The organism is Pseudomonas sp. Sample_24 (assembly GCF_004307605.1).
Taxonomy (GTDB): Bacteria; Pseudomonadota; Gammaproteobacteria; order Pseudomonadales; family Pseudomonadaceae; genus Aquipseudomonas.
Genome location: NZ_RCNW01000176.1, coordinates 1 through 24,774 on the forward strand (window position 1 = coordinate 1; position 24,774 = coordinate 24,774).

Genomic DNA, 24,774 nt, shown 5'->3' on the forward strand with positions numbered 1-24,774 from the left:
AGCGAGTCGGTGGTGGTTTTCGGTTGGTTGGCCAGGTCTTCGGCGTGGTCGGCCTCCAGCACCGAGCGCTCGAATGGCGTGAGCCATTTGGCGTTGGCGTAGCTGTCGCTGAGCAGGAAGTAGGCGAGGGCGCCGAGGATCACGGTCGGAATGCCTTGCAGCAGGAACATCCACTGCCAGCCGGCCAAACCGCCCTGGCCGGCGGCGAAGTGGTTGAGGATCCAGCCGGAAAACGGGCTGCCGAGCAGGCCGGACACCGGGATCGCCGACATGAACAGCGCCATGATGCGGCCACGGCGGAACGTCGGGAACCACTGCGAGAGATACAGCACCACGCCCGGGAAGAACCCGGCTTCGGCCGCGCCGGTGAACAGGCGCAAGGTGTAGAACTCGGTGGGCGTGGTAACGAACAGCAGGCAGGTCGACAGCGTGCCCCAGGTGATCATCATCAGCGCGATCCAGCGCCGTGGGCCGAATTTGGTCAATGCCAGGTTGCTCGGCACGCCGCACAGCACGTAGCCGATAAAGAAGATCCCGGCGCCGAGGCCGTACACGGTTTCACTGAATTTGAGTGCGTCGAGCATCTGCAACTTGGCGAAGCCCACGTTCACCCGGTCGAGGTAGTTGAACAGGTAGCAGATGAAAATGAAGGGGATCAAACGCAGGGTAATACGTTTGTAGACGGCGTTTTTTTCGTCAACGATGGCCTGGGTTGCGGCGGCGCTCTGTGACATGGCGGCTCTCTCTTTATTATGATTTTTTGCGATGCAAAGGGTAACGTTGATCGCCCGCAGAGTCTCGACCACCCTCGGGGCTGCTGTCTTTGTGCCTGAGCACAGGGTTTGCAACCAAGGCCTGTGCGGGTGAACAACCGCCAGGCGCTCACGCTTTCAAGGATCACCGTTATGTTCGAACTCGATCACGACCTGGCGCAGGACATCGTCGACCGCGCGATGGCCATCCTGCCGTACAACGTCAACGTGATGGACAGTCAGGGGCTGATTCTCGGCAGCGGCGAACCGGAGCGGGTCAACACCCGCCACGAAGGCGCGCAACTGGTGTTGGCCAACGGCCGCGTGGTGGAGATCGACGCGCAAACCGCGATCCACCTCAAAGGTGTGCAGCCGGGCATCAATCTGCCGCTGATGCTCGACCAGCGCTTGATCGGCGTGCTGGGCATCACTGGCGAACCCGAGCAGTTGCGCACCTACGCTGAACTGGTACGCATGACCGCCGAGATGCTGGTGGGCCAGCGCAACCAGCAGGCCGAGCAGCAATGGCGGCGCCAGCGATGTGATGACCTGTTGGCCTTGTTGCTCAGCGAGGCCGGAGACTCGCCGCGATTGATCGATGAGGCACAACAACTGGGGCTCAAACCGCAGATGACGCGGGTGCCGTATTTGTTCGAATTGGGCATGGAACACGGGCCGGGGCAAACCGCCGAGGCGCTCAGTGCCTGGCTGACCAGCCGGTATCCCGATAGCTGGTGCGTCAGTTCCTCGACGTCATCGTTGCTGTGGTGCCGACCGGCCAGCCAGTCCATCGAAAACGATCGGCTGCTGGAAAAGCTCGATGGCCTGGGCTGGAACATTCTGCGCGTCGCGGTGGGCGGGCAGGCCGACGGTCTGACGGGATTGCGCCGCTGCTATCGTCGTGTCGGCGACTTGCTGGCTTACGGGCGCGGCGTGTTGCCCGCTTGCCGCTTGCTCACGCTCAACCGCTATCGATTGCCAGTGATGCTTTGGCGGCATCGCAACGACGATGCGCTGGACGAGCTGCTCAACCCTTTGCGCAAGGTCATTGCCAAGGACAGCAACGGCCAGTTGCTCGCGACATTACGCAGTTGGTGCGAACACGACGGCCAAAGCCAGGCCTGCGCCGAAGCCTTGGGCATTCACCGCAACAGTTTGCGTTATCGCATGGAAAGAATTGCCGAGCTCAGCGGGGTTGATCCGTTGAAGCTGGACGGCATGCTGGCGTTGTACCTGGGCGTGCAGTTGCTACCGCAGACTGACGCAAACTCATAAACAACACATTCCCCCTGTAGGAGCGAGCCTGCTCGCGATGGACGTCAACGATAACGCGCCCCGTCTGAATGACCGCGGTGTCTGGACGTTAATCGCCAGCAGGCTGGCACCTACAGGGTTCCTGTGTAACCGCCGCTATTTGTGGAAATGAACAATAATCCATACAGCCGCTTGTGCAGCGGCCCGGCGTCATTGCGCCGGGCGGCTGGCAGCATGGGGGCAATGGAACTGGAGAATTCCCATGAAAATCGTGATCGCCCCTGATTCGTTCAAAGACAGCCTCAGCGCCCAAGGCGTGGCCGACGCCATTGCCCTCGGTCTGGCTGACGTTTGGCCAAATGCGCAGTTGATCAAATGCCCGATGGCCGACGGTGGGGAGGGGACGGTCGAGTCGGTGCTGGCGGCCTGCAACGGCGAGCTGCGCCGTACTCAGGTTCGCGGGCCATTGGGCGCGCCGGTTAACGCCGCATGGGGCTGGTTGCCCGAGAGCCACAGCGCAATCATCGAGATGGCCGAGGCCAGCGGTTTGCAGTTGGTGCCGCTGGCTCAGCGTGATGCCTGCATCAGCAGCACCTTCGGTACCGGCGAGTTGATTCGCGCAGCGCTGGATGCCGGGGCGCAACGGGTGATCCTGGCCATTGGCGGCAGTGCGACCAATGACGCCGGCGCCGGAGCCATGCAAGCGTTGGGTGTGAAACTGCTGGATGCTCAGGGCAAGTCGCTCGCACCGGGCGGTTTGGCGCTCGGGCAGTTGGCCCGCATTGACCTGAGCGAAGTCGACCGGCGATTGGCCAACGTGCGTTTCGACATCGCCGCCGACGTCAACAACCCACTGTGCGGCGCACACGGTGCCTCGGCGATTTTCGGTCCGCAAAAAGGTGCGTCGCCCGAGCAGGTCGAGCAACTGGATCAGGCATTGGGGCACTTTGCCGATCACTGCGCCAAGGTGTTGGAAAAGGACGTGCGCGACGAGCCGGGCAGTGGTGCGGCGGGCGGTTTGGGGTTTGCCGCCAAGGCGTTCCTCGGAGCGCAGTTCAAGGCCGGGGTCGAGGTGGTCGCCGAACTGGTGGGCCTGGCTGAAGCGGTTGAAAATGCCGATCTGGTGATCACCGGCGAAGGCCGTTTCGACGCACAAACCCTGCGCGGCAAGACGCCGTTTGGTGTGGCGCGCATCGCTCAACTGCATGGCGTGCCAGTGATTGTGATTGCCGGTACGCTGGGCGAGGGCTATCAGGCCCTCTATGAACATGGCATCGATGCCGCGTTCGCCTTGACGAGTGGGCCGATGACGCTGGAGCAAGCCTGCACCCAGGCGCCGCGTTTGCTGCAAGAGCGGGCGACAGACATTGCACGGGTCTGGCAAATGGTTGCCCGCCAGCGCTGACAGAACCTGTGGCGAGGGAGCTTGCTCCCGCTGGACTGCGCAGCAGTCCAAAAAGCGACGGCTGCTACGCAACCGAGCGGGAGCAAGCTCCCTCGCCACAAAAGCTCTTTTACGGTGACTACTGCGGTGGATCAATCTGATCCAGCACCCGGTTCGCCGTGATTTCCGCCAGCATCACGCTGTTGGAAATGCCCAGCAGGGCGTTGCGATCACCACCCTCCAGATGATCGACCAGTTGATGGACCATCACATCGACCGAGGCCAGCGTTTCCACCAGATACACCATCAGGGTTTCGGTCGTGACTTCGGGGTCGACGGTGAACAATGTGCTGACCGTGCGCGGCGTGGCTTTGATGTCGGCGGTCGAGGGGAAGTGGAAGTTGAGGGCGCGTTCGGCGGCTTCGTTGAGTTTGTTTGAATCGGATTCGTACGGGGACGTCGGATCGGTATCCGGCGGGTTTGGCGAAGGCTTCTTCATGTCAGAGTTTCCTAATGGTCGCCAACCCTCCTTGCTGCTAAACGAAGAGGGTGGCAGCTGCACGCAGGTTAGCAGACCGGCAAACTCAGAAATCCGGCGCGCCCGAGGGCGCCCTGCGTACAGCTACCATCAAGTACAGGCAACGAAATACCTGTGTGACAGATGCTTGCACAACCGGAGTTTATGGCCGGGCTGCTAAACCCGGTCACTGACAATCAGTGACACGAATCAAGTTACCGATGGCCCTCAGAGCGCACAAGCCGGCGGATTCTGGCGTACCCGTAGGCAATGGCGCAAGGTCTTGTGGCTTTCAGGAAGTATCCTTAAACACCTTTAAACAAAGGCTCGCAGGGTGGCGCGTTCACCGATTTGAGATAGGGTTGAGGCAAGGAAAACCGCGCGACAGGAGAACCGCATGCGCTACTCAACCTTGACCCAACGAATCGCCGGTGACGGTGCGGCGGCCTGGCAGATTCACGATCGAGCGCTTGAGTTGCGCGAGCAGGGTGTCGATGTCCTGCTGCTGTCGATTGGCGACCCGGATTTCGACACCCCACAACCCATCGTAAACGCGGCCATCGACAGCTTGCTGGCCGGCGACACCCACTACCCGGCAGTGCGCGGCAGCCACGGTTTGCGTACCAGCATTGCCCGGCGCCATCACCGGCGCAGCGGTCAAGCGGTGGATGCCGACCATGTGATCGTGTTCCCCGGCGCGCAGTGCGCGGTGTATTCGGTGGTGCAATGCCTGCTCGACGCTGGCGACGAAGTGCTCGTCGCCGAACCGATGTACGTCACCTACGAAGGGGTGTTCGGTGCCTGCGGCGCGAAAGTGGTACCGGTGCCGGTGCGCTCGCAAAACGGTTTTCGTGTCGACCCGCTGGATGTCGCCGCACGCATCACGCCGAAGACCCGCGCCATGTTGCTCAACAGCCCTAACAATCCCTCCGGCGCCAGTTTGCCGCTGTCGACCTGGCAGACCTTGGCCGCGTTGTGCATTCGTCATGACCTGTGGCTGATCAGCGACGAGGTCTACAGCGACTTGCTGTACGAAGGCGAACACATCAGCCCGGCGAGTTTGCCGGGCATGGCCGAGCGCACGGCGACCATCAACAGCCTGTCAAAATCCCACGCCATGAGCGGTTGGCGCGTGGGCTGGGTAATCGGGCCAAAACCCCTGTGTGAACATTTGGTGAATCTGTCGCTGTGCATGTTGTTCGGCATTCCGGATTTCATCCAGAACGCCGCGCAACTGGCCCTGGATGAAAACCTGCCGCAAGTGGCGTCGATGCGCGAAGAATATCGCCTGCGGCGCGACCTGGTGTGCGCCAGCCTCGACCACTGCCCGAGCCTGCGCGCGGTTCGCCCCGACGGCGGCATGTTCGTGATGGTCGACGTACGCGCCACCGGTTTGTCGGCCCAGCACTTTGCCGAGCGGTTGCTGGAAGGCTATGGCGTGTCGGTGCTGGCCGGGGAGGCGTTCGGGCCGAGTGCGGCGGGGCATATCCGCATCGGCCTGGTGGTGGACCGGGCAAAACTGGCGGACGCCTGCCGGCGGATTGCTCTATGTGCCACGGACTTGCTCGAAGGCTTGCGGGCCTGAAATTACAGCGCTTCCCAGTGCAAAAAAAGTGGCGCTACCTGTCAACTTTGACAGTTACGCACATTCATAAAACACGGTTTACTGCTCCCAAGCGCAGAACGGCGGGAAGCGTTTGGTAGTGCCCGGTATTCGGTCTGCGTTTCGGCCCAAGCCCCATGCAAAGCCATGGCGGCAGGTTATGAACACGGAGATCCGCTCTGAAATCTGTCGGATAAGTCCTACATACGAATGAGGGGCTGTTTTCTAGCATGCGCGGCTTTCCAACTTTTGTTCGCCAATGGTGTGTATATGTCGACGGTCAAATTGTTCAAGCTGCATCCGCTGTCCCGCGTTTTAAAACTGTTATCTGTCACCCCATTGTTGCTGATCAGTGATATCGGGTATGCAAGGGTTTTAATCCCAGGTGAGGTGTTGGACATCGATGGCACCACCGCTCCCGACAATTACGTGTTGAACGGTGAATCGACCTTGAACAGCAACGGCGGCCAGACCTTTGATATCTCCGTCAACCAATCCACGCTGAACCTCAATGGCACCCGGGTTGACGGAGCCGGTAACAATGGCGTGCATTTGAACGCCGGTACGGCGACCATCACTGGAAGCACGATCGAAAATAGTCGGACAGGTCTGGCGATCAGTCGCAACTCGGCGGGGACGCAAGGTTCCACTGCATTTGTCAGTGACAGCCACATTACCGGCGTGAGCGCGGGGGCTACCGTGAACGCGTTAAGCAGCCTGACGCTTAATCATTCGACGCTTTCCGGTACCGGCACCCTCGCCAATGGTTTGCGTGTGTTCAGTGGTACCGTCCAGGCCAATGGCAGCACGATCACCGGCCACGTCAACGGCATCAACATCGACGTTGATCTGGGGATCGATGCCAACAGTACGCTGGTTTTAAACGATACCGACGTTGTCGGACTCAATGGTTCGGCGATCCTCGTGGATCGCGGCACTGCGGGCACGTCGAAGGCCAACATCGCGGTGCTCAACGGTTCTACGTTATCGGCGGGCAACGGCATCTTGATGAATGTTGTCAGGGGCGCCGAAGCCAATCTGCGAGTGGGCAACAGTACGCTGGTTGGCGATATCGTCGCCGAAAGCGGCAGTACGGCCAACGTCGTGCTGGAAAATTCCGCGACCCTGACCGGTCGTTTGCAGAACGTGCAGAACCTGGGCGTCAACAGCAACGCACGCTGGGTGATGCTCGGCGACGGTTCGGTGCAAAACCTGGACATGAATGGCGGCACCATCCAGTTCGGCAATCCCGGCGAATACTTCAACTTGAATGTGCAAACGCTGTCGGGCAGCGGCGGTACGTTCGCCATGCACACTGACTTCAACACTGGGCAGGTCGACACGCTGACCGTGAGCGGCAATGCCACCGGCAACCACACTGTATCGATTGATGCCAGTGGCTCGGAACCCTTGGCCGCCGGCTCGACTCCGGTGGTGCACATCGGTGGCGGTGATGCCACGTTCACGCTGGCCGGTGGTACGGTGGACCTGGGGGCGTTCTCCTATGACCTGGTGAAACTGAGCAGCACTGACTGGTACCTCGATACCCTCACGCGCAGCATCAGTCCGGGCACCCAATCGGTGATCGCGCTGTTCAACGCGGCGCCGACCGCTTGGTATGGCGAGCTCAGCACTTTGCGCAGCCGCATGGGCGAAGTGCGCATGGACCACGGCAAGGCCGGTGGCTGGATTCGCGCCTATGGTAATAAGTTCGACGTGGATGCCAGTTCGGGCGTCGCTTACCGGCAAGTTCAGCAGGGCCTGTCGTTCGGTGCCGATGCGCCGTTGCCGCTCGGTGACGGGCAATGGCTGGTGGGTGTGTTGGGCGGTTACAGCAAGTCCGACCTGGACTTGAGCCGTGGCACCAGCGGCACCATCGACAGTTACTACCTGGGCGCCTACACCACCTGGCTGGATGAGCCGAGCGGTTACTACTTCGACGGCGTGCTCAAGTTCAACCGGTTCCAGAACGAGTCCGATGTGCACCTGAGTGATGGCAAAAAGACCAAGGGCAATTACGACAGCCATGGCGTCGGTGCCTCCCTGGAGTTCGGTCGACACATCAAACTGGCTGACGATTATTTCGTTGAACCCTTCACCCAACTGTCGGGCGTGATTATTCAGGGCAAGGATTACGACCTGGATAACGGCCTGTCCGCTGAAGGCGATCGCGCCCATTCGTTGCTGGCCAAGGCCGGGGCAACCGCCGGGCGTAACTTCCAGTGGGATGACAAGACCGTGCAGCCCTACATCCGTGCTGCCTATGTACACGAGTTCGCCAACAACAACGAAGTAAAGGTCAACAACAACACCTTCAACAACGATCTGTCGGGCTCCCGAGGAGAGTTGGGCGCCGGCGTGGCCGTGTCGCTGAGCGACAAGGTGTCGATCCATGCCGATTTCGATTACAGCAATGGCAACAAAATCGACCAACCGTGGGGAGCCAATGTAGGGTTGCGCTATAGCTGGTGATCATACGTAGGTGGACAAAAGTCTCTCTCTTTAATCGGCTAGTTCCGTTCAGGTTGGCGATCACAATGCTTATCTTATGCAGACACTGAATGCAGTTGACCGATGTTTATTTGTTGTGAACGAAACGGAGCCGAAATGAAAAGATTCTATTTTTTGCCTTCTATGGAAGGCGATTCATTCAAAATTTCAATTCAAAAAACATCGAAATACGGAATAGGTTCTGTTGACCACTAGCAATTTAATTTCAACACCTAGGAGGTTATTTCACTAGCCGTTCTGCTGCTAATTTTGATTTTTTCGAAGGAGTCGAAAACATGACGGAAAAATATTTATTACCAGAGGTCCTTGAAAGAATTTACCACAACCAATTGGCTTTGGAGGCAGCATTGATGGAGCTGACACTCTGGGTCGAACAGCGTGGTTCCGATGAGGTTGGTGGAAATATTCGAGGGGCGCTTGAGGCGATTGGTGATAATGCGGGTCATATAAAACAGGGGTTGGCTCGATTGAAGAGTCTTAATAGTGGCTGAGAACATTCCGGTTAAACGACGTAGTTTCCTTAGGCAAATGGTATCGGATCGCATGGTGGATGCCAGTTCTCCGAAATGGTCGATGTACATCAGGCCGGGCTGTTTGTTCAGCACTACGTCGAGTGTCTGTCGGCGCAATCGCGCGCTCGCTTACTCCTACAGTAATCGGTGGTGAACTCGAGATCTGTGAATTCCACTGAAACTGTAGGAGCGAGTTGCTCGCAATGGCGACCTGAAGAACAGGGAATCCCTCAATCCTTCCACGCGCCGCCGTTCACCAAATTCCCCGGCCGCTCACCTACCAGCGCCGCCAGCAAATTGTCCACTGCACAGGTCGCCATTGCCTCCCGAGTCTCATGGGTGGCCGAGCCGATGTGCGGGGTAGCTACCACATTGCTCAATTGCAGCAACGGCGAGTCCTGATCAAGTGGTTCACGCTCGAACACATCCAGCCCCGCCGCGCGAATCTGCCCCGTACGCAACGCATCGATCAATGCTGCCTCATCGACAACCTTGCCCCGTGAAATGTTGATGAAGATGCTTTCCGGGCGCATCAGCGCGAACTGTTCGGCGCCAATCAGCCCTTCGGTTTCAGCGGTCAGTGGCAGCGTCAGGCAGATGAAATCCGCCTGCTGCAACAGTTCGCTCAGGCTTCGGTATTGCGCATTGAAGCGTTGTTCGACTGCCGGTTTCGGCGAGTGGCTGTGGTAGATCACCGGCATGCCGAAGCCGAAGTGCCCGCGCTGCGCCAAGGCTTCGCCGATGCGGCCCATGCCGATGATGCCGAGGGTTTTACCGTGCACGTCGCTGCCGAAATGCGCCGGGCCGATGTTGCGTTTCCATTGCCCTGAACGAACCATGTTGGCCAGTTCCACCACGCGCCGGGCGGTGGCCAGGATCAGCGCGAAACCGGTGTCGGCGGTGGTTTCGGTAAGCACGTCCGGCGTATTGCTGAGCAGGATGCGCCGCTCGGTCAGGTAGTCGATGTCGTAGTTGTCGACGCCCACCGAGACGCTGGCGATGGCTTGCAGATTGGGTGCCAGGTCCAGTAGCTCGGCATCCAGCTTCAGGCTGGCGCCGAGCAAACCGTGGGCACGGGGCAGGGCGTCGCGCAGATTGGCCAGGCCTTCGGCGTCCAGGCTTTCGATCAGCGTCACGTCGGTGTGCGCCTGCAGACGAGCCATCAGCTGGGGCGAGAGTTTCTTGTACAGAACGACCTGCTTTTTCATCTTCATGTTCTCAATTGAATTCAGGATTGAGCGCTGAGGGGACGCGCTACTGTGGGCCGTTCCCGGTCGCTGGCACCGGGTTTGAGCAAAATGGTCAGCACCACCGAGAACATCAGCGCGCCGCTCATCAGCAAGTACGAGGCGCCGGGCGAACCGGTGGCGCTGTTCAGGTAACCGACCAGATAAGAGCCGCCAAACGAACCCAGTGCGCCCATGCTGTTGATCAACGCCATGGCGCCGCCGGCGACGTTGGCCGGGAGGATTTCCGGGATGATCGCGAAGAAAGGACCGTACGGCGCGTACATACAGGCCCCGGCAATCACCAGCAGGGTGTACGACCACCAGAAATGTTCGGCACCCAGCGCGTAGGAACCGTAAAAGGCAATCGAGGCGATCAGCAGCGGTGGCCAGACGAAGCGTTTGCGTTTTTGCAGTTTGTCCGACCCCCAGGACACCAGCAGCATGCCGATCACCGCCGCCAGATAGGGCAACGCTGACAGCCAGCCGGCCTCGACCATGTCCATTTGCGCGCCGGCCTTGAGGATCGACGGCAGCCACAAGACGAAACCGTAGACACCGATGCTCCAGCAGAAAAACTGCAGCGCCAGGAGGATCACTTTCGGCGAACGAAATGCTTCGGCATAGTTCTTCACGGCCTTGATGCCGACCTGTTCGGCTGCCAGTGCGCTTTCCAGATCGTGCTTTTCCTGATCATTGAGCCACTTGGCCTGGGACGGACGATCATCGGCCAGACGCCACCAGATGAAGGCCCAGAGCACCGCCGGCAGGCCTTCGATGATGAACATCCAGCGCCAGCTGTAATGCTGCACCAGATAACCCGAGACCACTGACATCCACAGCATGGTCACCGGGTTGCCGAGGATCAGGAAGGTGTTGGCCCGCGAGCGTTCGGCGCGGGTGAACCAGTGGCACAGGTAGATCAGCATCGCCGGCATCACCGCGGCTTCGACCACGCCGAGCATGAAGCGGATGACGATCAGCCAGTAAGCGTTGGAGACAATGCCGGTCAACGTCGCGAGGCTGCCCCAGAGGATCAGGCTGACGAAAATCAGTTTCTTCACGCTGTGTTTCTGCGCGTAGATCGCCCCCGGCACCTGGAAGAAAAAGTAGCCAAGGAAGAACAGCGCGCCGAGCATCGACGACAGGCCCGGTGTGATCATCAAGTCGGCGGCCATCCCGGAGGCGGCGGCGAAACCGTAGTTGGCGCGGTCCAGATACGCCAGGCTGTAGGTGATGAACACGATGGGCATGATGTACCACCAGCGGCGGGTGGCGAGCGTTGCGGTTTTCATGGGTGGTGCTCCTGAGCTTGTTGTTTTTGTCGCAGCAGGTAACGGTGATCGTTCCCACGCTCGGCGTGGGAATGCCTCAAGGGACGCTCCGCGTCCCCGTGACGCAGAGCGTCAGAGGCTGCGTTCCCACGCAGGAGCGTGGGAACGAGCAATATCCATCTCGGCTCTGGTGGGTAACCCTTCCATATCCCCCCGACTCTGCACCGCGCGGCTGCCAATCCAGTTGGCCCGTTGCACGGCGTCGGCAAAGCTGTGGTTTTCCAGGAGCGCGCTGATCATGCCGACGGCGAATCCGTCGCCGGCACCGACCGTGTCGACCACGGTTTGCACCGGCATACCGGCAACGAAACCTTGATCAAGATGCGTGCGGTAATAGGCGCCATGCGGTCCCAGTTTGATCGCGACGGCTTCGACCCCCTGATCAAGGTAGAAGGCGGCGATGTCGGCCGGGTCTTCGAACCCTGTGAGCAGGCGACCTTCGCTCAGTCCCGGCAGCACCCAATGGGCGAGGGTGGCGAGGCGGTTGATCTCGGTGATCATCTGCTGCTCGCTGGCCCACAGGCTCGGGCGCAGATTGGGGTCGAACGACACGCTGCGCCCGGCTTCGCGCATGCGGGTCATCAGCTCGAACGACATCTGCCGCGCCGTTTCCGACAGCGCCGGAGGAATGCCGGTGGCGTGCAGATGCCGTGCCTCGAGCAAGTCGGGAACGATCGAGTGCGGCGACAGGTGACTGGCCGCCGAGCCACGGCGAAAGTACTCGACCACAGGATCACTGCCATCGTCGGTGCGCGACTTGAGCTGGAAACCGGTGGGGTGCGCGGGGTCGATGTCGACGTGACGGCAATCCAGCCCTTCTTTCTCCAGCGTGTCGATCACGAAGCGGCCCAGTGAATCGGCGCCGACCCGGCTCAGCCATGCCACGTTGAAACCCAGGCGCGACAGGCCGATGGCGACATTGCTGTCCGCCCCGGCAATGCGTTTATGGAAAGCGTTGACGCTGGCCAGGTCGCCGGTTTGCTCGGCGACGAACATCGCCATGGTTTCGCCGAACGAGAGGATATCGATCTCAGACATGGGCGATCTCCAGCGACGATTGGCCGAGGTGGGCGAGGGCGCTGACGTGTTCGGCGGTCAGTTGCACCAGGTCCTCGCCTTGCAGCGGGTATTCGACAGCGCGCATGACGCCGTGGGCCATGTGCCGCAGCAACTGTTCCCACTGTTGCAGGTCGCTGGCGGCGGGGGGGATGGCGACCAGTTTGCCGTCGGCGCGGCGCATGACGGCTTTGCAATGCACATAACCGACGTGACGACCGAGCAACCGGGCCGCGTTGGTGGCGGACTGGTCCTGCCACTGCCAGTTGCCGATATCGAAGGTCATTTTGATCGGCAGTTTGTGTTGCTCGACTTCATTGAAGAAACGCTGGAACGGTTCGATGCGGCCACCGTGCAAGGTCTGGTCGTTTTCCACCAGCAATTGCACCGGATGTTCGCCGAGTGTCCGGGCAAGGCTGTGCAAATCGCTGTTGTCGGTGAAATAACCCAGCGACACTTTCAGCCATTTGGCGCCAAACGCCTGGGCACGTTGCAACGCGGTGATCAGTTGCGGATTGGGCTTGGATTGGCCGGCCAGCCACAATTCCATGGGCGAGGAATAGACGCTTTCCAGGCCCTCGGCCCGAGTCGCGTCGGCCAGGTGTGCGGGGTTCTCAAAGGTCAGCAGCTCTTCACGCCATTCGATGCGCGCGGCCCCGGCGGCGGCCAGTACGGCGATGAAACTGCCTTGGCCGCGCTGGCGCACCAGATCGGCGCCGTAGCTGGAAAGACTGATGGAAACGGCGGGTTTGTTCATTGTTTTTCTACCTCTGAAACCGGTTTCATTTTTGTTCAAAAAAATAGGTGTTGTTCTTTCGGGCCTCTTCGCGAGCAGGCCCGAACAATCACCGAGAAATCCAGCGGGTCGACCCCCGCACAATCAACCGCGCCGAAAAATCCAGGGTCCGCACCGCCCCGTCATCCCCACGCAAGCGCTTGTGCAAACACTCAAACGCGCTGGCGCCAATCTCGGTGGTCGGCTGCGCGAGGGCCGTAATCCCACTACCCACCAACGGGTACCAATCCAGATCATCCAGCGCAATCAGGCCGACGTCGTTAAACAGATCACACTGCAACTCGCGCAGCGCATGGGTACTGGCCAACGCCGCAATACCGTTCGCGCAAAACAGCGCTTTCGGGCCGGGGCCGGTTGTGCCGAGGAAGGTTTTGAGCTGTTCGGTCAGTTCGCTGCCGGTTTCGATAATGCTGCCTTGAAGGGCCGGGCGCAGGGCGATTTGCGCCTTGAAACTGCTGACCCGCTCAATCCGCGAACTGGTGCCGTCAAACGGTTCAGTCACCATCAACACATCGCGGTAGCCGCGTTCTTCAAGGTGTGTGAGGGCCATTTCGACGGCCGCCGAGTTATCCAGGCCGACGATGTCGCTGTCCAGGTTTTCGACTTTGCGATCCACCAGCACCATGGGCATTTCCCGGTGCAGTTCATGCAGTTCGTCGCGGTGATGGCCGAGGGTGTTCACGATCAGACCTTCGATGTTGTACGAGCGCAGCAGGGCCAGGTGCTGGCGTTCCTGCTCGTCGTCGCGGTCGGTGTTGCACACCACCAGGCTGTAGCCGTGCTTTCGGCAGGCGGTTTCTACCCCATGCATCACGGCGATTGAATAAGGGTTGCGAATATCGGCCACCAGCATGCCGATAAGACGGGTGCGCCCACGTTTGAGGCCGCGGGCCATCTGGTTCGGCCGATAGCCCAGTTCGGCAATCGACTGTTCGATGCGCCGGGCAATGGCGTCGGAAAGCAGGGCGCGGTCTTCGCCGATGAACCGCGAAACGCTGGCCTTGGAGACCTTGGCGTGTTCGGCCACGTCGAGCATGGTCACGCGGCTGCGCTGGGCGGCGGAGAAATCGTTCACGGTCTGAAACCTTCTTATTGGATTTATAAGGCTGAGCGCATAGCGCTGAAACCGGTTTCAGAAGACACCAAAATTGAATCTGTCGTCAAGTGTTCGATGAATCACAGTCCGACAAAAGCCGACCGATGGCGCTCAGCTCAGCAGGCTCAGCCAGGCTGAACCCAGCAGCAACAGGCCCATGCAGCGGTTGAAGCGTTGCATGGCAGGAGGTGAGCGCAACCAGCGTGCGGAACCGGCGCCAAGCAAAGCCCAAGCGCCGAGACACGGCAGCGATATCAAAAAAAACGCCAGCGACAGAGTCAGAACACGCGCCAAGCGGTTTTCACCGGTGCCGGCAAACACACTGACCACCGCCAGGGCCATCATCCAGGTTTTCGGGTTGATCCATTGCAGGCTCGCCGCGCCCAGCAGGCCCAGGCGCTTTTCGGCATTCTCGCAGGCAATTGACACGGCAGGGGCGCGGAAGATTTGCCAGGCCAGATAACTCAGCCACGCCACGCCGGCCCATTGCATGAGCGTTTGCAACAGCGGCCATTGGCTCAGCGTAGTCCCGGCGCCCGTGCCCACCAGCAACACCAGCAGCGCGGCGCTGGCACAGGCGCCAAGAATGATCGGAACAGCGGCGGACAAGCCGAATCGGGCGCTGTTGCTCAGCACCAGAATGTTGGTCGGGCCCGGGGTGATCGAAGCCACGAAGGCAAACAGCAAAAACGGAAGAAACGTCGGAAAAGAGGACAGCATCGCAGGCTAGCTCCGGTGAAGATCAGTGAACGTGATCTTCAACAACCAGGCGTTTATCTGTCTGGAAGATTTGAGCAGCGCTTGCGGTACAGCGCCGGCGTCAGACCGTAGGCGCGCACGAACCAGCGGCCCAGGTGACTCTGGTCGGCAAAACCCAACGTCATTGCCACCGTGGCCGGTTGTGCGCCTCGGGCGAGCATTCGACGCGCCGTGGCCAGGCGCAATTGCACCAGGTACGCGTGGGGCGCGATGCCGTAGGCAGCCTTGAAGGCGCGGGTCAGGCGAAAGCGGTCGACCCCGGTGGCGGCGGCCAGTTGGTCGAGGCCGACGTCCGTTTGTGCGTTGGCGTGCAAGTATTCCCGAGCCTTTTGCGCAACCAGGGGCAAGCGCGGATCTTCGCCATAGCGAGTGCGCCAATGCAGGTGGCAGGTCAGGCGTTCGAGCAAGCGATCGAGAGCGGTCTGGCGGACGATCTTCAGTTCACCACCGTGCAGTGTCTCAAAGGCAAGACTGGTGGCCTGGGCCAGGCGCGAATCATTGGCCAGGGTGGTGGCGAAACTCAACTCGCTGTTGTCCGGGGCATCGTTGAACACGGCACCGAGTTCGCGCTGCAACCACTGCGGGTCGAGGTACAACATGCGATAGGTAAAACCGTCGGCGGTCGGCGCATCGCCGTCGTGAATATCGCCTGGTTCCAGCAAAAACACCTTGCCCGGCGTGCTCTGATGCCTGGCACGCCGACAATTGAACTGCTGTACCCCTTGTTCGGTAACGCCCACCAGATAACTGTCATGCCAGTGCGGATCATAGGCATGCCCCTCGAAATGCGCGCGCAGGGTCTCGATGCCGGTGTCGGCGTCCTGGGCCAGATCGAGCCAGTTGTGAGAAGTCATGCGGCACCTGCGAGGCGGAAATCACAGCTCATTTAACGTCTTTGAGGGAGACCATGACTAGAACGTTTGTGCAGGGATCAATTGAATAGCCCTGCCGCAATATTGATAGAGAACCCGAGAATCGAGGTATTGAACAGAAAACCGATCAACGACTGCGCCAGTACGATCTTGCGCAGATCCCGGGTCGCCACGCCAACATCCGATGTCTGCACCGCCACGCCGATGGTGAACGAGAAGTACAGAAAGTCCCAGTAGTTGGGCGTTGTCAGCCCTTCGGCAAAGCGCAGTGCTGGCTCCTTGCCTTCCCAGGTGTAAAACAGCCGCGCGTAATGCACGCTGAAAATCACCCCGATCAATAGCCACGAACCGATTACTGTCAGTGCGGTGAAGCCGTAATGCAGCAGTTTGCGGGTGGTTTCCAGGTCCCTGCTGCCGGCCAGTTCGACGGCAATGGTCGCCAGGCTGGCAATCGCTGCAATGCACACCACGAACAGCACCAGCCCGGCATTTTCGTCTTCGATGTCGGCAATGCGTTTGACGTCAGCCGCCTTGGAGCGCGCGGCAAGCCAGAACATCAGAATCAGGTAAGTCCAGACCCCGACGTTCCAGCCAATGAGGATTTTGCTGATGATTGAATCGGCCGGAACAAGGACCCCGGCCGCGACACCAAAGGTGGCGGCGGCGGACAGGCGTGGGTGCGTGTGGGTGAGGAAGGGCATGGAGGCTCGATGAGTCAAGGCATTGCAGACACCTTAGCCCAGCGCAGTCTGTTATGACCACAATCCGAAGACGATGAGATCCCTGTGGGAGCGGGCTTGCCCGCGATAGCGGAGTTACAGTCAACATAGATGTTGAATGTGATGGCTTCATCGCGGGCAAGCCCGCTCCCACAGGGATTTGTGTTGGGTCAGGTTTATTTGTGGCGTTTACGCACCAGTTTCATCACCACCACAAAAAACACTGGCACAAACAGCACCGCCAACGTCGCGCTGATCATCCCGCCGATAACCCCGGTGCCGATGGCTTGCTGGCTCGCCGAGCTGGCGCCGGTGGCGATCGCCAGGGGCACCACGCCGAGGATGAATGCCAGCGATGTCATCACGATGGGCCGCAACCGCAGGCGTGCCGCTTGCAAGGTGGCGTCGAGCAGGTCGTGGCCTTCGTCGTACAGGCTCTTGGCGAACTCGATGATCAGGATCGCGTTCTTCGCCGACAGGCCAATGATGGTGATCAACCCGACCTTGAAGAACACATCGTTGGGCATCCCGCGCAGGGTTACCGCCAGCACGGCGCCGAGCACACCCAGCGGCACCACCAGCAGCACCGACGTCGGAATCGACCAGCTCTCATACAGCGCCGCCAGGCACAGGAACACGATCAGCAGCGACAACCCGAGCAGGATCGGTGCCTGACTGCCGGAAAGGCGTTCCTGCAATGACAGCCCGGTCCATTCCTGACCCAGTCCCACAGGCCCCAATGCCACCAGCCGTTCGATCTCGGCCATGGCTTCGCCGGTGCTGTGGCCGGGTGTCGGTTCACCGGAAATGGCCACTGCCGGGTAACCGTTGTAGCGGGTCAATTGCGCCGGGCCTTGAATCCATTTGGCCTGGACGAAAGCCGAGAGGGGTACCATTTTTCCGCTGTTGTTACGCACGTGGATCTTCAACAGGTCGTCAACCTGACTGCGTTGGTCGCCCTCGGCCTGCACCACAACGCGTTGCATCCGCCCTTGATTGGGGAAATCGTTGATGTAGGTCGAACCGACGGCAGTGGACAGCACGCTGCCGATGTCGGCAAAGGACACGCCCAAGGCATTGGCCTGTTTGCGGTCGACGATCAATTGCACCTGCGGCGCTTCGGCCAGGGCGCTTTCGCGCACGTTCATCAGGATCGGGCTCTTTTCGGCGGCCGCCAGCAACTCGCTGCGGGCCCGCATCAACGTGGCGTGGCCGAGGCCGCCGCGATCCTGCAAGCGGAATTCGAAACCGCTGGAGGTGCCGAGGCCATCCACCGGTGGCGGCAGCACTGAGAAGGCCATGGCGTCCTTGATCTGGCTCAGGGCGATGTTGGCGCGATCGGCAATCGAGCTTGCCGAGTCATCGCTGCCACGTTGCGACCAATCAATGAGTGTCGAGAACGCCAGCGCCGCGTTCTGCCCGCTACCGGAGAAGCTGAAACCGAGAATCACCACGCTGTCGCCGATACCCGGCTCACCGGCGTTATGCGCTTCGATCTGTTCGGCCACCTGCACGGTACGGTTCTTGGTGGCGCCGGGTGGCAACTGAATGTCGGTAATGGTGTAGCCCTGATCTTCCACCGGCAAAAACGAAGAGGGCAGGCGCGCGAAGCACAGCCCCAGACCGACCAGCAGCACGCCGTAGATCAGCAGATAGCGACCGGTGCGTTTGAGGGCATAGGCGACCCAGCCCTGATAGCGGTCGGTCAGTTGCTCGAAACGACGGTTGAACCAGCCAAAGAATCCGCTTTTTTCATGATGCTCACCCTTGGCGATCGGTTTGAGCAGGGTCGCGCACAGCGCCGGGGTCAGGGTCAGGGCGAGGAACGCCGAGAACAGGATCGAGGTGGCCATCGACAGCGAAAACTGCCGGTAGATCACCCCGACCGAGCCCTGCATGAATGCCATCGGAATAAACACCGCGACCAGCACCAGGGTGATGCCGATGATCGCCCCGGTGATCTGCTTCATGGCTTTGCGCGTGGCGTCCTTGGGCGACAGGCCTTCGTTGGCCATGATTCGCTCGACGTTCTCCACCACCACAATCGCGTCGTCGACCAGGATACCGATGGCCAGCACCATGCCAAACATGGTCAGCACGTTGATCGAGAAACCCAGGGCGAGCATGGTCGCAAAGGTGCCCATCAGCGCCACCGGCACCACCAGCGTCGGGATCAGCGTGTAGCGGATGTTTTGCAGGAACAGAAACATCACGGCGAACACCAGCAACATCGCCTCGCCGAGGGTGTAGACCACTTTGGTGATGGAGACTTTGACGAACGGCGAGGTGTCGTAGGGAATCTTGTATTCGACGTTCGCCGGGAAGTAGCGCGACAGCTCGTCCATCTTCGCCCGCACCAGTGTCGCGGTGTTCAGGGCATTGGCCCCGGGCGAGAGTTGCACGCCGACGGCGGTCGACGGCTTGCCGTTCAGGCGCGTGGAAAACTGGTATTCCTGGCTGCCGATCTCGACCCGCGCGACATCACCGATGCGCACCGTCGAGCCATCGGGATTGGCCTTGAGCACGATGTCGGCGAATTCTTCCGGCGTCGATAACTGGCCTTTGACCAGAATGGTCGCGGTGATTTCCTGGCTGCTGCGGCTCGGCAAATCACCGATGCTGCCGGCCGAGACCTGGGCGTTCTGCGCGACGATGGCCGCGTTGACATCGGCCGGGGTGAGGTTGAAACCGATCAGCTTCTGCGGGTCGATCCAGATGCGCATCGCTCGTTCGGCGCCATACAGCTGCGCCTTGCCGACGCCGTCCAGGCGCTTGATCTCGTTCATCACGTTGCGCGCCAGATAATCGCTGAGCGCCACGTCGTCGAGCTTGCCGTCGCTGGAGGTGAGGGTGATCAACAACAGGAAACCGGCGGAGACTTTTTCTACCTGCAAACCCTGCTGGTTCACCGCTTGCGGCAGACGCGACTCCACGGCTTTCAGGCGATTTTGCACATCCACCTGGGCCATTTCCGGGTCGGTGCCGGGCTGGAACGTCGCCTTGATCGTGGCGCTGCCGAGGCTGCTTTGCGATTCGAAATACAGCAGGTGATCAGCACCGTTGAGTTCTTCCTCGATCAGGCTGACCACGCTTTCGTCCACGGTCTGCGCTGAAGCGCCCGGGTACACCGCGTAGATTTCGATTTGCGGCGGCGCGACATCGGGGTACTGCGCCACCGGCAACTGCGGGATGGCCAGGGCACCGGCCAGCAGGATGAACAGGGCGACCACCCAGGCAAACACCGGGCGGTCGATAAAAAACTGCGGCATATACAAGCGTCCTGCTTACTGGCCAGAAACCTGGGCAAGTGGAAGAGGGGAGTCGTCGATCTGCACTTTCTCGCCGGGGCGGGCATGTTGCAGGCCTTCGGCGACGATGCGGTCGCCCGGTTTGAGGCCGTGGGTGACGACCCAGCGGTCGTTCTGCACCTGGCCCAATTCCACTGGTTGCTGGCTGATGCGCTGTTCAGCGTCGAGCAGCAGCACTTGCGCGATACCGGCGCTGTCGCGCTGGATCGCCCGCTGCGGCACGCTGATGCCTTGTTGATTGACCGCTTGCTCCAGGCGCACGCGCACGAAACTGCCGGGCAACAGGTCAAGGTCGGGGTTGGGGAATTCGCTGCGCAGAATGATCTGGCCGGTACCCGGGTCGACCGTGATATCGCTGAACAGCAATTTGCCCGGCAACGGATAGAGGCTACCGTCGTCCTGAATCAGCGTGGCTTTGGCCTGTCCTTGACCGACTTCTTCAAGCTGGCCGGAGCGGAATGCGCGGCGCAGGTCATTGAGTTCACGGGTCGATTGGGTCAGGTCGGCGTGAATCGGATTGAGTTGCTGAATCAATGCCAGCGGCGTGGTTTCGTTCTGCCCGACCAGCGCGCCCTCTGTGACCAGCGCACGGCCGATGCGTCCGGAAATCGGTGCGGTGACGGTGGCGTAACCGAGGTTCAGCCTGGCACGTTCAACAGCAGCTTTGCTGGCGGCGACATCGGCGGCGGTCTGCCGTGCGTTGGCCCGCGCATTGTCGTAATCCTGACCGCTGATGGCCTTGTCGTCGATCAACTGGGCGTAGCGCTGTTCCTGCAGTTTCGCCTGGAACGCATTGGCTTCGGCTTTGCGCAGCGCGGCTTCGGCGCTATCGAGGTCAGCTTTGAACGGTGCCGGGTCGATGCGGAACAGCACGTCGCCTTTTTTCACGTCGCTGCCTTCGCGGAAGGTGCGTTGCAGGACCACGCCAGCCACTCGGGCACGCACTTCAGCAATGCGCGGCGCGGCAATACGCCCGCTCAATTCGCTGCTGATCGACAGCGGTCGGGCTTCGATGGTTTCGATGCGAACGCTGGCCAAGGGTGGCTGTTCCTCGGCGATCGAGGACTTGTCGCACGCGCTCAACGTCAACGCCAGGGCCAAAAGGCTCAGCCTGGCAAGCAGTTTCTTTGACATGAATTACCCCAATAATGACCCCCAGCATCCTACTGGGCGTCGGCGAGGGTAGCGGTGAAGCTTTGTAGGCGCTGTGTGAAATTGTGTAAGGGTTTTACTCAGGAGTGTGTGTGGGCGTATATCCTTCAAGCCTTGAATCTTTTTGCGCCTGTCAGGCCGCTATCGCTGGCAAGCCAGCTCCCACAGTGGTTGAGGCTGCACACACAATTTGTGTTCACATCAGACCCTGTGGGAGCTGGCTTGCCAGCGATCAGGTCCTGACTGGCGCCACTGCACTTCTGGAAACACCCCATGCCCAACATCCTCCTGGTCGAAGACGACACCGCCCTCGCCGAACTGATTGCCAGCTATCTGGAGCGCAACGGTTACTCCGTCAGCGTGATCGGCCGCGGTGATCATGTGCGCGAGCGGGCGCGGCTCAATCCGCCGGACCTGGTGATCCTCGATCTGATGCTGCCAGGCCTCGATGGCCTGCAAGTCTGCCGCTTGTTGCGTGCCGATTCGGCGGCGCTGCCGATTCTGATGCTCACCGCCCGCGACGACAGCCACGATCAGGTGCTGGGGCTGGAAATGGGCGCTGACGATTACGTCACCAAGCCGTGCGAACCGCGGGTTCTGCTGGCACGGGTGCGCACGTTGCTGCGGCGCAGCAGCCTCAGCGAGCCGCAAACCGCCAACGACCGGATCCTCATCGGCAATTTGTGCATCGACCTGTCCGAGCGCACCGTGACCTGGCGCGGTCAGTCGGTGGAAATGTCCAGCGGCGAGTACAACCTGCTGGTGGTGCTGGCCCGGCATGCCGGTGAAGTGCTGAGCCGTGACCAGATCCTGCAACGCTTGCGCGGCATCGAATTCAACGGCACCGACCGCTCGGTGGACGTGGCGATCTCCAAGCTGCGGCGCAAGTTCGACGACCACGCCGGCGAGGCGCGCAAGATCAAGACCGTGTGGGGCAAGGGTTACCTGTTCAGCCGTTCCGAGTGGGAATGCTGAGGCCATGTTCAGAATCCTCTTTCGTCTGTACCTGGTGACCATCGTCTCGTTCAGCGCGGCGATTTACCTGGTGCCGGACCTGGTGATCAAGGTTTTCCACGAGCGATTCATCACTTACAACCTCGATTACTCCCGAGGCTTGCAAACCCTCATCGTCAAACAATTCAAAGCCGTGCCGACCGAGCAGTGGCCCGCGCTGGCAGCGGAAATGGACGGTGAGTTCAAACCGTTGCACATTGTGCTCAGCAGCATTGATGACCCTGGATTATCCGTCGATGAGCAGCAACGTTTGCAGCGTGGTGAGAACGTGGTGCGCGTGGGCGATTGGGGCTGGCGTACCCTGGCGGTGGCGCCGCTGAATGAACGCACCGTGGTGCACATGGTGGTGCCGCCGGATCCGATGGATGTCAGCCTGTTGTACTGGAGCATCAACGTGCTGATCGGCGCGACCATGCTGGCGTGCCTGTTGCTGTGGTTGCGCCCGCACTGGCGTGATCTGGAACGCCTGAAAAGCGCCGCTGAACGTTTCGGCAAGGGCCATCTGAGCGAGCGCACGCAGATTGCCCCGAGTTCCAACATCGGCAGCCTGGCCAATGTGTTCGACACCATGGCCGGCGACATCGAAAACCTGTTGAACCAGCAGCGTGACCTGCTCAATGCGGTCTCCCATGAATTGCGCACGCCGCTGACACGCCTGGACTTCGGCCTGGCGTTGGCGCTGTCCGATGACCTGCCAGCCGCCAGCCGTGAACGCCTGCAAGGCTTGGTCGACCACATCCGCGAACTTGATGAGTTGGTGCTGGAGCTGTTGTCCTACAGTCGCCTGCAAAATCCGGCACGGATACCGGAGCAGGTCGAGGTGTCGCTGGATGAATTCATCGACAGCATTTTGGGCAGTGTCGATGACGAACAATCGCCAGACATCGTCATCGACGTACTGCTGCATGGTCAGCTCGAACGCTTCACCCTCGACCCGCGGCTGACCGCCCGCGCACTGCAGAACCTGTTGCGCAACGCCATGCGCTACTGCGAAAAACGCATCCAGGTCGGCGTGCAGGTGTGTCCCAAAGGCTGTGAAATCTGGGTGGATGATGACGGCATCGGTATTCCGGACGACGAGCGCGAACGAATCTTCGAACCGTTCTATCGGTTGGATCGCAGTCGTGATCGGGCTACGGGCGGGTTTGGTCTGGGGCTGGCGATCAGTCGCAGGGCGCTGGAGGCGCAGGGTGGCACGTTGACGGTTGAAACCTCGCCGCTTGGGGGGGCGAGGTTTCGGTTGTGGTTGCCGACGCTGGATTGATTTCGGTGTTAACTCGTACGTATGTTTGTTATTTCAGGATTCTGAGGACTACGAACTCTAGGGATCCGCAGGATGTTATCGCGTCGACCGAACTCTATTTTCGGGCTAACAGACCCTGATGTCTGCGGCCGCGAAAAGCTTCCTTGGTTGGGGCTACTGGAAGGCGATGAACGCGGTGGTGACGCCGGTTGCCTCGCGGGATTTGCGTTGGATGTAAGTGAACGCATTTCAAAGTCTCCAGTCTGGGCACGTGCAGGAGCACCTCTGGAACCCCTCAGCCCACGACCCTTAAGCCCGCGACCCTTAAACGCATAGCCTCCGAAAGCAAAGGCCGCAAAGCTGGCGGAAACAACTGCAAGCCCATCAAGTGCATACGCCAGTGTATCGTCTTCTACAATCTCTGCTGCCGCAGCACTAGCCGTTCCAACAACGAGGCCAATAATTCCTGCCAACAGCAAGCCGGAAAAGTGCCCGGTCGGATCGCTGCGATTGACCGGATCTCCCACGCAATACACATACGGATTCAACCCGCCTTTTTCGAAAGGGCTCAAGTTGTCCGGGCTGTTAAAGCGCATCAATACCGGGTTGAACTGGCGGTATCCATTACCCAGATGATAGTGCCCGGTCAACGGGTCTGGCCGTTCGCCGTTAAACCCCAGCAAACTGAGCACGCCGTTTTCACTGGAGCGATGACCGTAGGCGGTATAGACAATGGGCTTGTTTTGCGTGGCATCAAGCACGTTGCAAACTGAACGTTGCCGATCGGTTGCCAGCAAGGTTGCAGTCGTCCTGCCGTCCCGGTGCTGCTGTTGCGCCAATGGCTGGTCATCGTGCTGTAACAGGCTGTGCCGCACAGATCACTTAATTTCGGTGGTCAAGCGAGTCTTGCAGTAAAAGCGTTGGAGGCTGTCTGAAGTTGGAAGCGCACTGCCGACCAGGCGGTCGAGAGCGTCGTGATGGTAGCGACACAATGTGGTGTTACTAGAGAAAGTAGACATCGATCGAGCTCCATTGAACGCTCAAGATAGGTGCTCTTAGCTTCGGAGGATTGTTGATCGTAGTCTACTGTCAGAAATACCAGTGTTGGCTCGCTCGCGACATGATCTCCAGGGCAGCTTATGATCAAGTGCCAAGAAGTATCATGTGCTGATCCGGCCGCGCAGTGATTTGGCCATGCCTTCCAGGTCGGTCATGGAATTACGCCCGATCAGCATCCACGCGTGTTGCATATCCGCCCAATAGACAATGTTCATGCCATGTCGACGCTCCCGGGCGATAGGCCGGCTGCCGCTGTTGGAGCGGGTGATGCATAGCGCCAACGGGCCGTGGAGCGGATCGAGGTAGGTGATCTGGGCGATAGGCACGCCATCGTATTCAAGAATTTGCGCGCGCTTGAGTTCGGCGCGAGGCAAGGCCAGTTGCGCCGGCGCAATGCTCAGGTCCAGGCTGGCCTCGATCGTGCGCAATTGCGTGCGCTGGGTGGCTTCATCGTTGGGCAAATGGTCGAGGGTTTGCGGAATGTACAGGACCATGTAGTCAGCCACCAATTGGCGCCAGTTATCGTTCTGCTGACTGGCTTGCCAAGCGAGGAACAGACGATCCGCCAGCACACCGGTCACCAGAAATCCGGCTGCCGCCGCGAGAA

21 protein-coding genes are annotated in these 24,774 nt (G+C 60.2%); 7 read left to right on the forward strand and 14 right to left on the reverse strand.

The window, feature by feature from the left end; all coding sequences use genetic code 11:
- Positions 1-734: MFS transporter (locus D8V06_RS09035; RefSeq protein WP_130930823.1), on the reverse strand; the 734-nt coding region annotated here is incomplete at its 3' end.
- A gap of 171 nt (positions 735-905) precedes the next feature.
- Here D8V06_RS09035 and D8V06_RS09040 point away from each other — a divergent pair.
- Both D8V06_RS09040 and D8V06_RS09045 read left to right on the forward strand, forming a co-directional pair.
- Positions 906-2,027 (forward strand): sugar diacid recognition domain-containing protein, encoded by a 1,122-nt coding sequence (locus D8V06_RS09040; protein ID WP_130908191.1) that lies wholly within the window; start codon positions 906-908, stop codon positions 2,025-2,027.
- 241 nt (positions 2,028-2,268) lie between these two features.
- Positions 2,269-3,411 (forward strand): glycerate kinase, encoded by a 1,143-nt coding sequence (locus D8V06_RS09045; RefSeq protein ID WP_130908190.1) that lies wholly within the window; start codon positions 2,269-2,271, stop codon positions 3,409-3,411.
- Between the two features lie 118 nt (positions 3,412-3,529).
- Here the strand turns inward: D8V06_RS09045 and D8V06_RS09055 are convergent, their stop codons facing one another.
- A complete protein-coding gene (locus tag D8V06_RS09055) occupies positions 3,530-3,889 on the reverse strand; it encodes a DUF6124 family protein (protein WP_056852752.1) in 360 nt (119 codons plus the stop codon).
- 415 nt (positions 3,890-4,304) lie between these two features.
- On the opposite strand from D8V06_RS09055, the gene D8V06_RS09060 reads away from it, so the two are divergent.
- From D8V06_RS09060 to D8V06_RS09070, 3 genes are all read left to right on the forward strand, one after another.
- Entirely contained in the window at positions 4,305-5,492 is a 1,188-nt protein-coding gene (locus D8V06_RS09060) for a pyridoxal phosphate-dependent aminotransferase (protein WP_130930824.1), read from the forward strand.
- Between the two features lie 288 nt (positions 5,493-5,780).
- Positions 5,781-7,982: an autotransporter outer membrane beta-barrel domain-containing protein gene (locus tag D8V06_RS09065; protein ID WP_130930825.1), complete on the forward strand. Its 2,202-nt coding sequence runs from the start codon at positions 5,781-5,783 to the stop codon at positions 7,980-7,982.
- A 314-nt stretch (positions 7,983-8,296) separates the two neighbouring features.
- Positions 8,297-8,512: a hypothetical protein gene (locus D8V06_RS09070; protein ID WP_056852749.1), complete on the forward strand. Its 216-nt coding sequence runs from the start codon at positions 8,297-8,299 to the stop codon at positions 8,510-8,512.
- Positions 8,513-8,763: 251 nt separating this feature from the next.
- Here the strand turns inward: D8V06_RS09070 and D8V06_RS09075 are convergent, their stop codons facing one another.
- From D8V06_RS09075 to D8V06_RS09130, 10 genes are all read right to left on the reverse strand, one after another.
- The gene (locus D8V06_RS09075; RefSeq protein ID WP_130930826.1) at positions 8,764-9,741 is read right to left on the reverse strand and encodes a D-glycerate dehydrogenase; all 978 of its coding nucleotides are present in this window, start codon (positions 9,739-9,741) and stop codon (positions 8,764-8,766) included.
- 20 nt (positions 9,742-9,761) lie between these two features.
- Entirely contained in the window at positions 9,762-11,054 is a 1,293-nt protein-coding gene (locus D8V06_RS09080) for an MFS transporter (protein ID WP_130930827.1), read from the reverse strand.
- A gap of 111 nt (positions 11,055-11,165) precedes the next feature.
- Positions 11,166-12,131 (reverse strand): sugar kinase, encoded by a 966-nt coding sequence (locus D8V06_RS09090; RefSeq protein WP_130930828.1) that lies wholly within the window; start codon positions 12,129-12,131, stop codon positions 11,166-11,168.
- On the reverse strand, positions 12,124-12,906 hold the full coding sequence (locus D8V06_RS09095) for a TIM barrel protein (RefSeq protein WP_130930829.1): 783 nt from the start codon (positions 12,904-12,906) through the stop codon (positions 12,124-12,126). Before D8V06_RS09095 ends, D8V06_RS09090 begins: the two co-directional genes overlap by 8 nt.
- Positions 12,907-12,994: 88 nt before the next feature.
- The gene (locus D8V06_RS09100; protein ID WP_130930830.1) at positions 12,995-14,020 is read right to left on the reverse strand and encodes a LacI family DNA-binding transcriptional regulator; all 1,026 of its coding nucleotides are present in this window, start codon (positions 14,018-14,020) and stop codon (positions 12,995-12,997) included.
- A 132-nt stretch (positions 14,021-14,152) separates the two neighbouring features.
- Positions 14,153-14,761 (reverse strand): LysE family translocator, encoded by a 609-nt coding sequence (locus tag D8V06_RS09105; protein WP_130930831.1) that lies wholly within the window; start codon positions 14,759-14,761, stop codon positions 14,153-14,155.
- A 53-nt stretch (positions 14,762-14,814) separates the two neighbouring features.
- A complete protein-coding gene (locus D8V06_RS09110; RefSeq protein WP_130930832.1) occupies positions 14,815-15,654 on the reverse strand; it encodes an AraC family transcriptional regulator in 840 nt (279 codons plus the stop codon).
- 77 nt (positions 15,655-15,731) lie between these two features.
- Positions 15,732-16,373, reverse strand: a complete 642-nt coding sequence (locus D8V06_RS09115) for a DUF1345 domain-containing protein (RefSeq protein WP_130905522.1) — start codon at positions 16,371-16,373, stop codon at positions 15,732-15,734.
- Positions 16,374-16,567: 194 nt separating this feature from the next.
- Positions 16,568-19,660, reverse strand: coding sequence for an efflux RND transporter permease subunit (locus D8V06_RS09125; protein WP_130930833.1), 3,093 nt, complete (start codon positions 19,658-19,660; stop codon positions 16,568-16,570).
- Between the two features lie 15 nt (positions 19,661-19,675).
- Positions 19,676-20,833: an efflux RND transporter periplasmic adaptor subunit gene (locus D8V06_RS09130; protein ID WP_130930834.1), complete on the reverse strand. Its 1,158-nt coding sequence runs from the start codon at positions 20,831-20,833 to the stop codon at positions 19,676-19,678.
- Positions 20,834-21,124: 291 nt separating this feature from the next.
- Between D8V06_RS09130 and D8V06_RS09135 the strand changes: the two genes are divergently transcribed.
- Both D8V06_RS09135 and D8V06_RS09140 read left to right on the forward strand, forming a co-directional pair.
- A complete protein-coding gene (locus D8V06_RS09135; protein ID WP_056855269.1) occupies positions 21,125-21,826 on the forward strand; it encodes a response regulator transcription factor in 702 nt (233 codons plus the stop codon).
- Positions 21,827-21,830: 4 nt separating this feature from the next.
- Positions 21,831-23,129, forward strand: a complete 1,299-nt coding sequence (locus tag D8V06_RS09140; protein ID WP_130930835.1) for an ATP-binding protein — start codon at positions 21,831-21,833, stop codon at positions 23,127-23,129.
- Positions 23,130-23,137: 8 nt separating this feature from the next.
- Here D8V06_RS09140 and D8V06_RS09145 read toward each other — a convergent pair whose 3' ends face one another.
- Together D8V06_RS09145 and D8V06_RS09150 are read right to left on the reverse strand one after the other, a co-directional pair.
- Positions 23,138-23,905 (reverse strand): RHS repeat-associated core domain-containing protein, encoded by a 768-nt coding sequence (locus tag D8V06_RS09145; protein ID WP_241667802.1) that lies wholly within the window; start codon positions 23,903-23,905, stop codon positions 23,138-23,140.
- 363 nt (positions 23,906-24,268) lie between these two features.
- A partial coding sequence (locus D8V06_RS09150) for a transcriptional regulator (RefSeq protein ID WP_130930836.1) occupies positions 24,269-24,774 on the reverse strand: 506 nt, incomplete at its 5' end.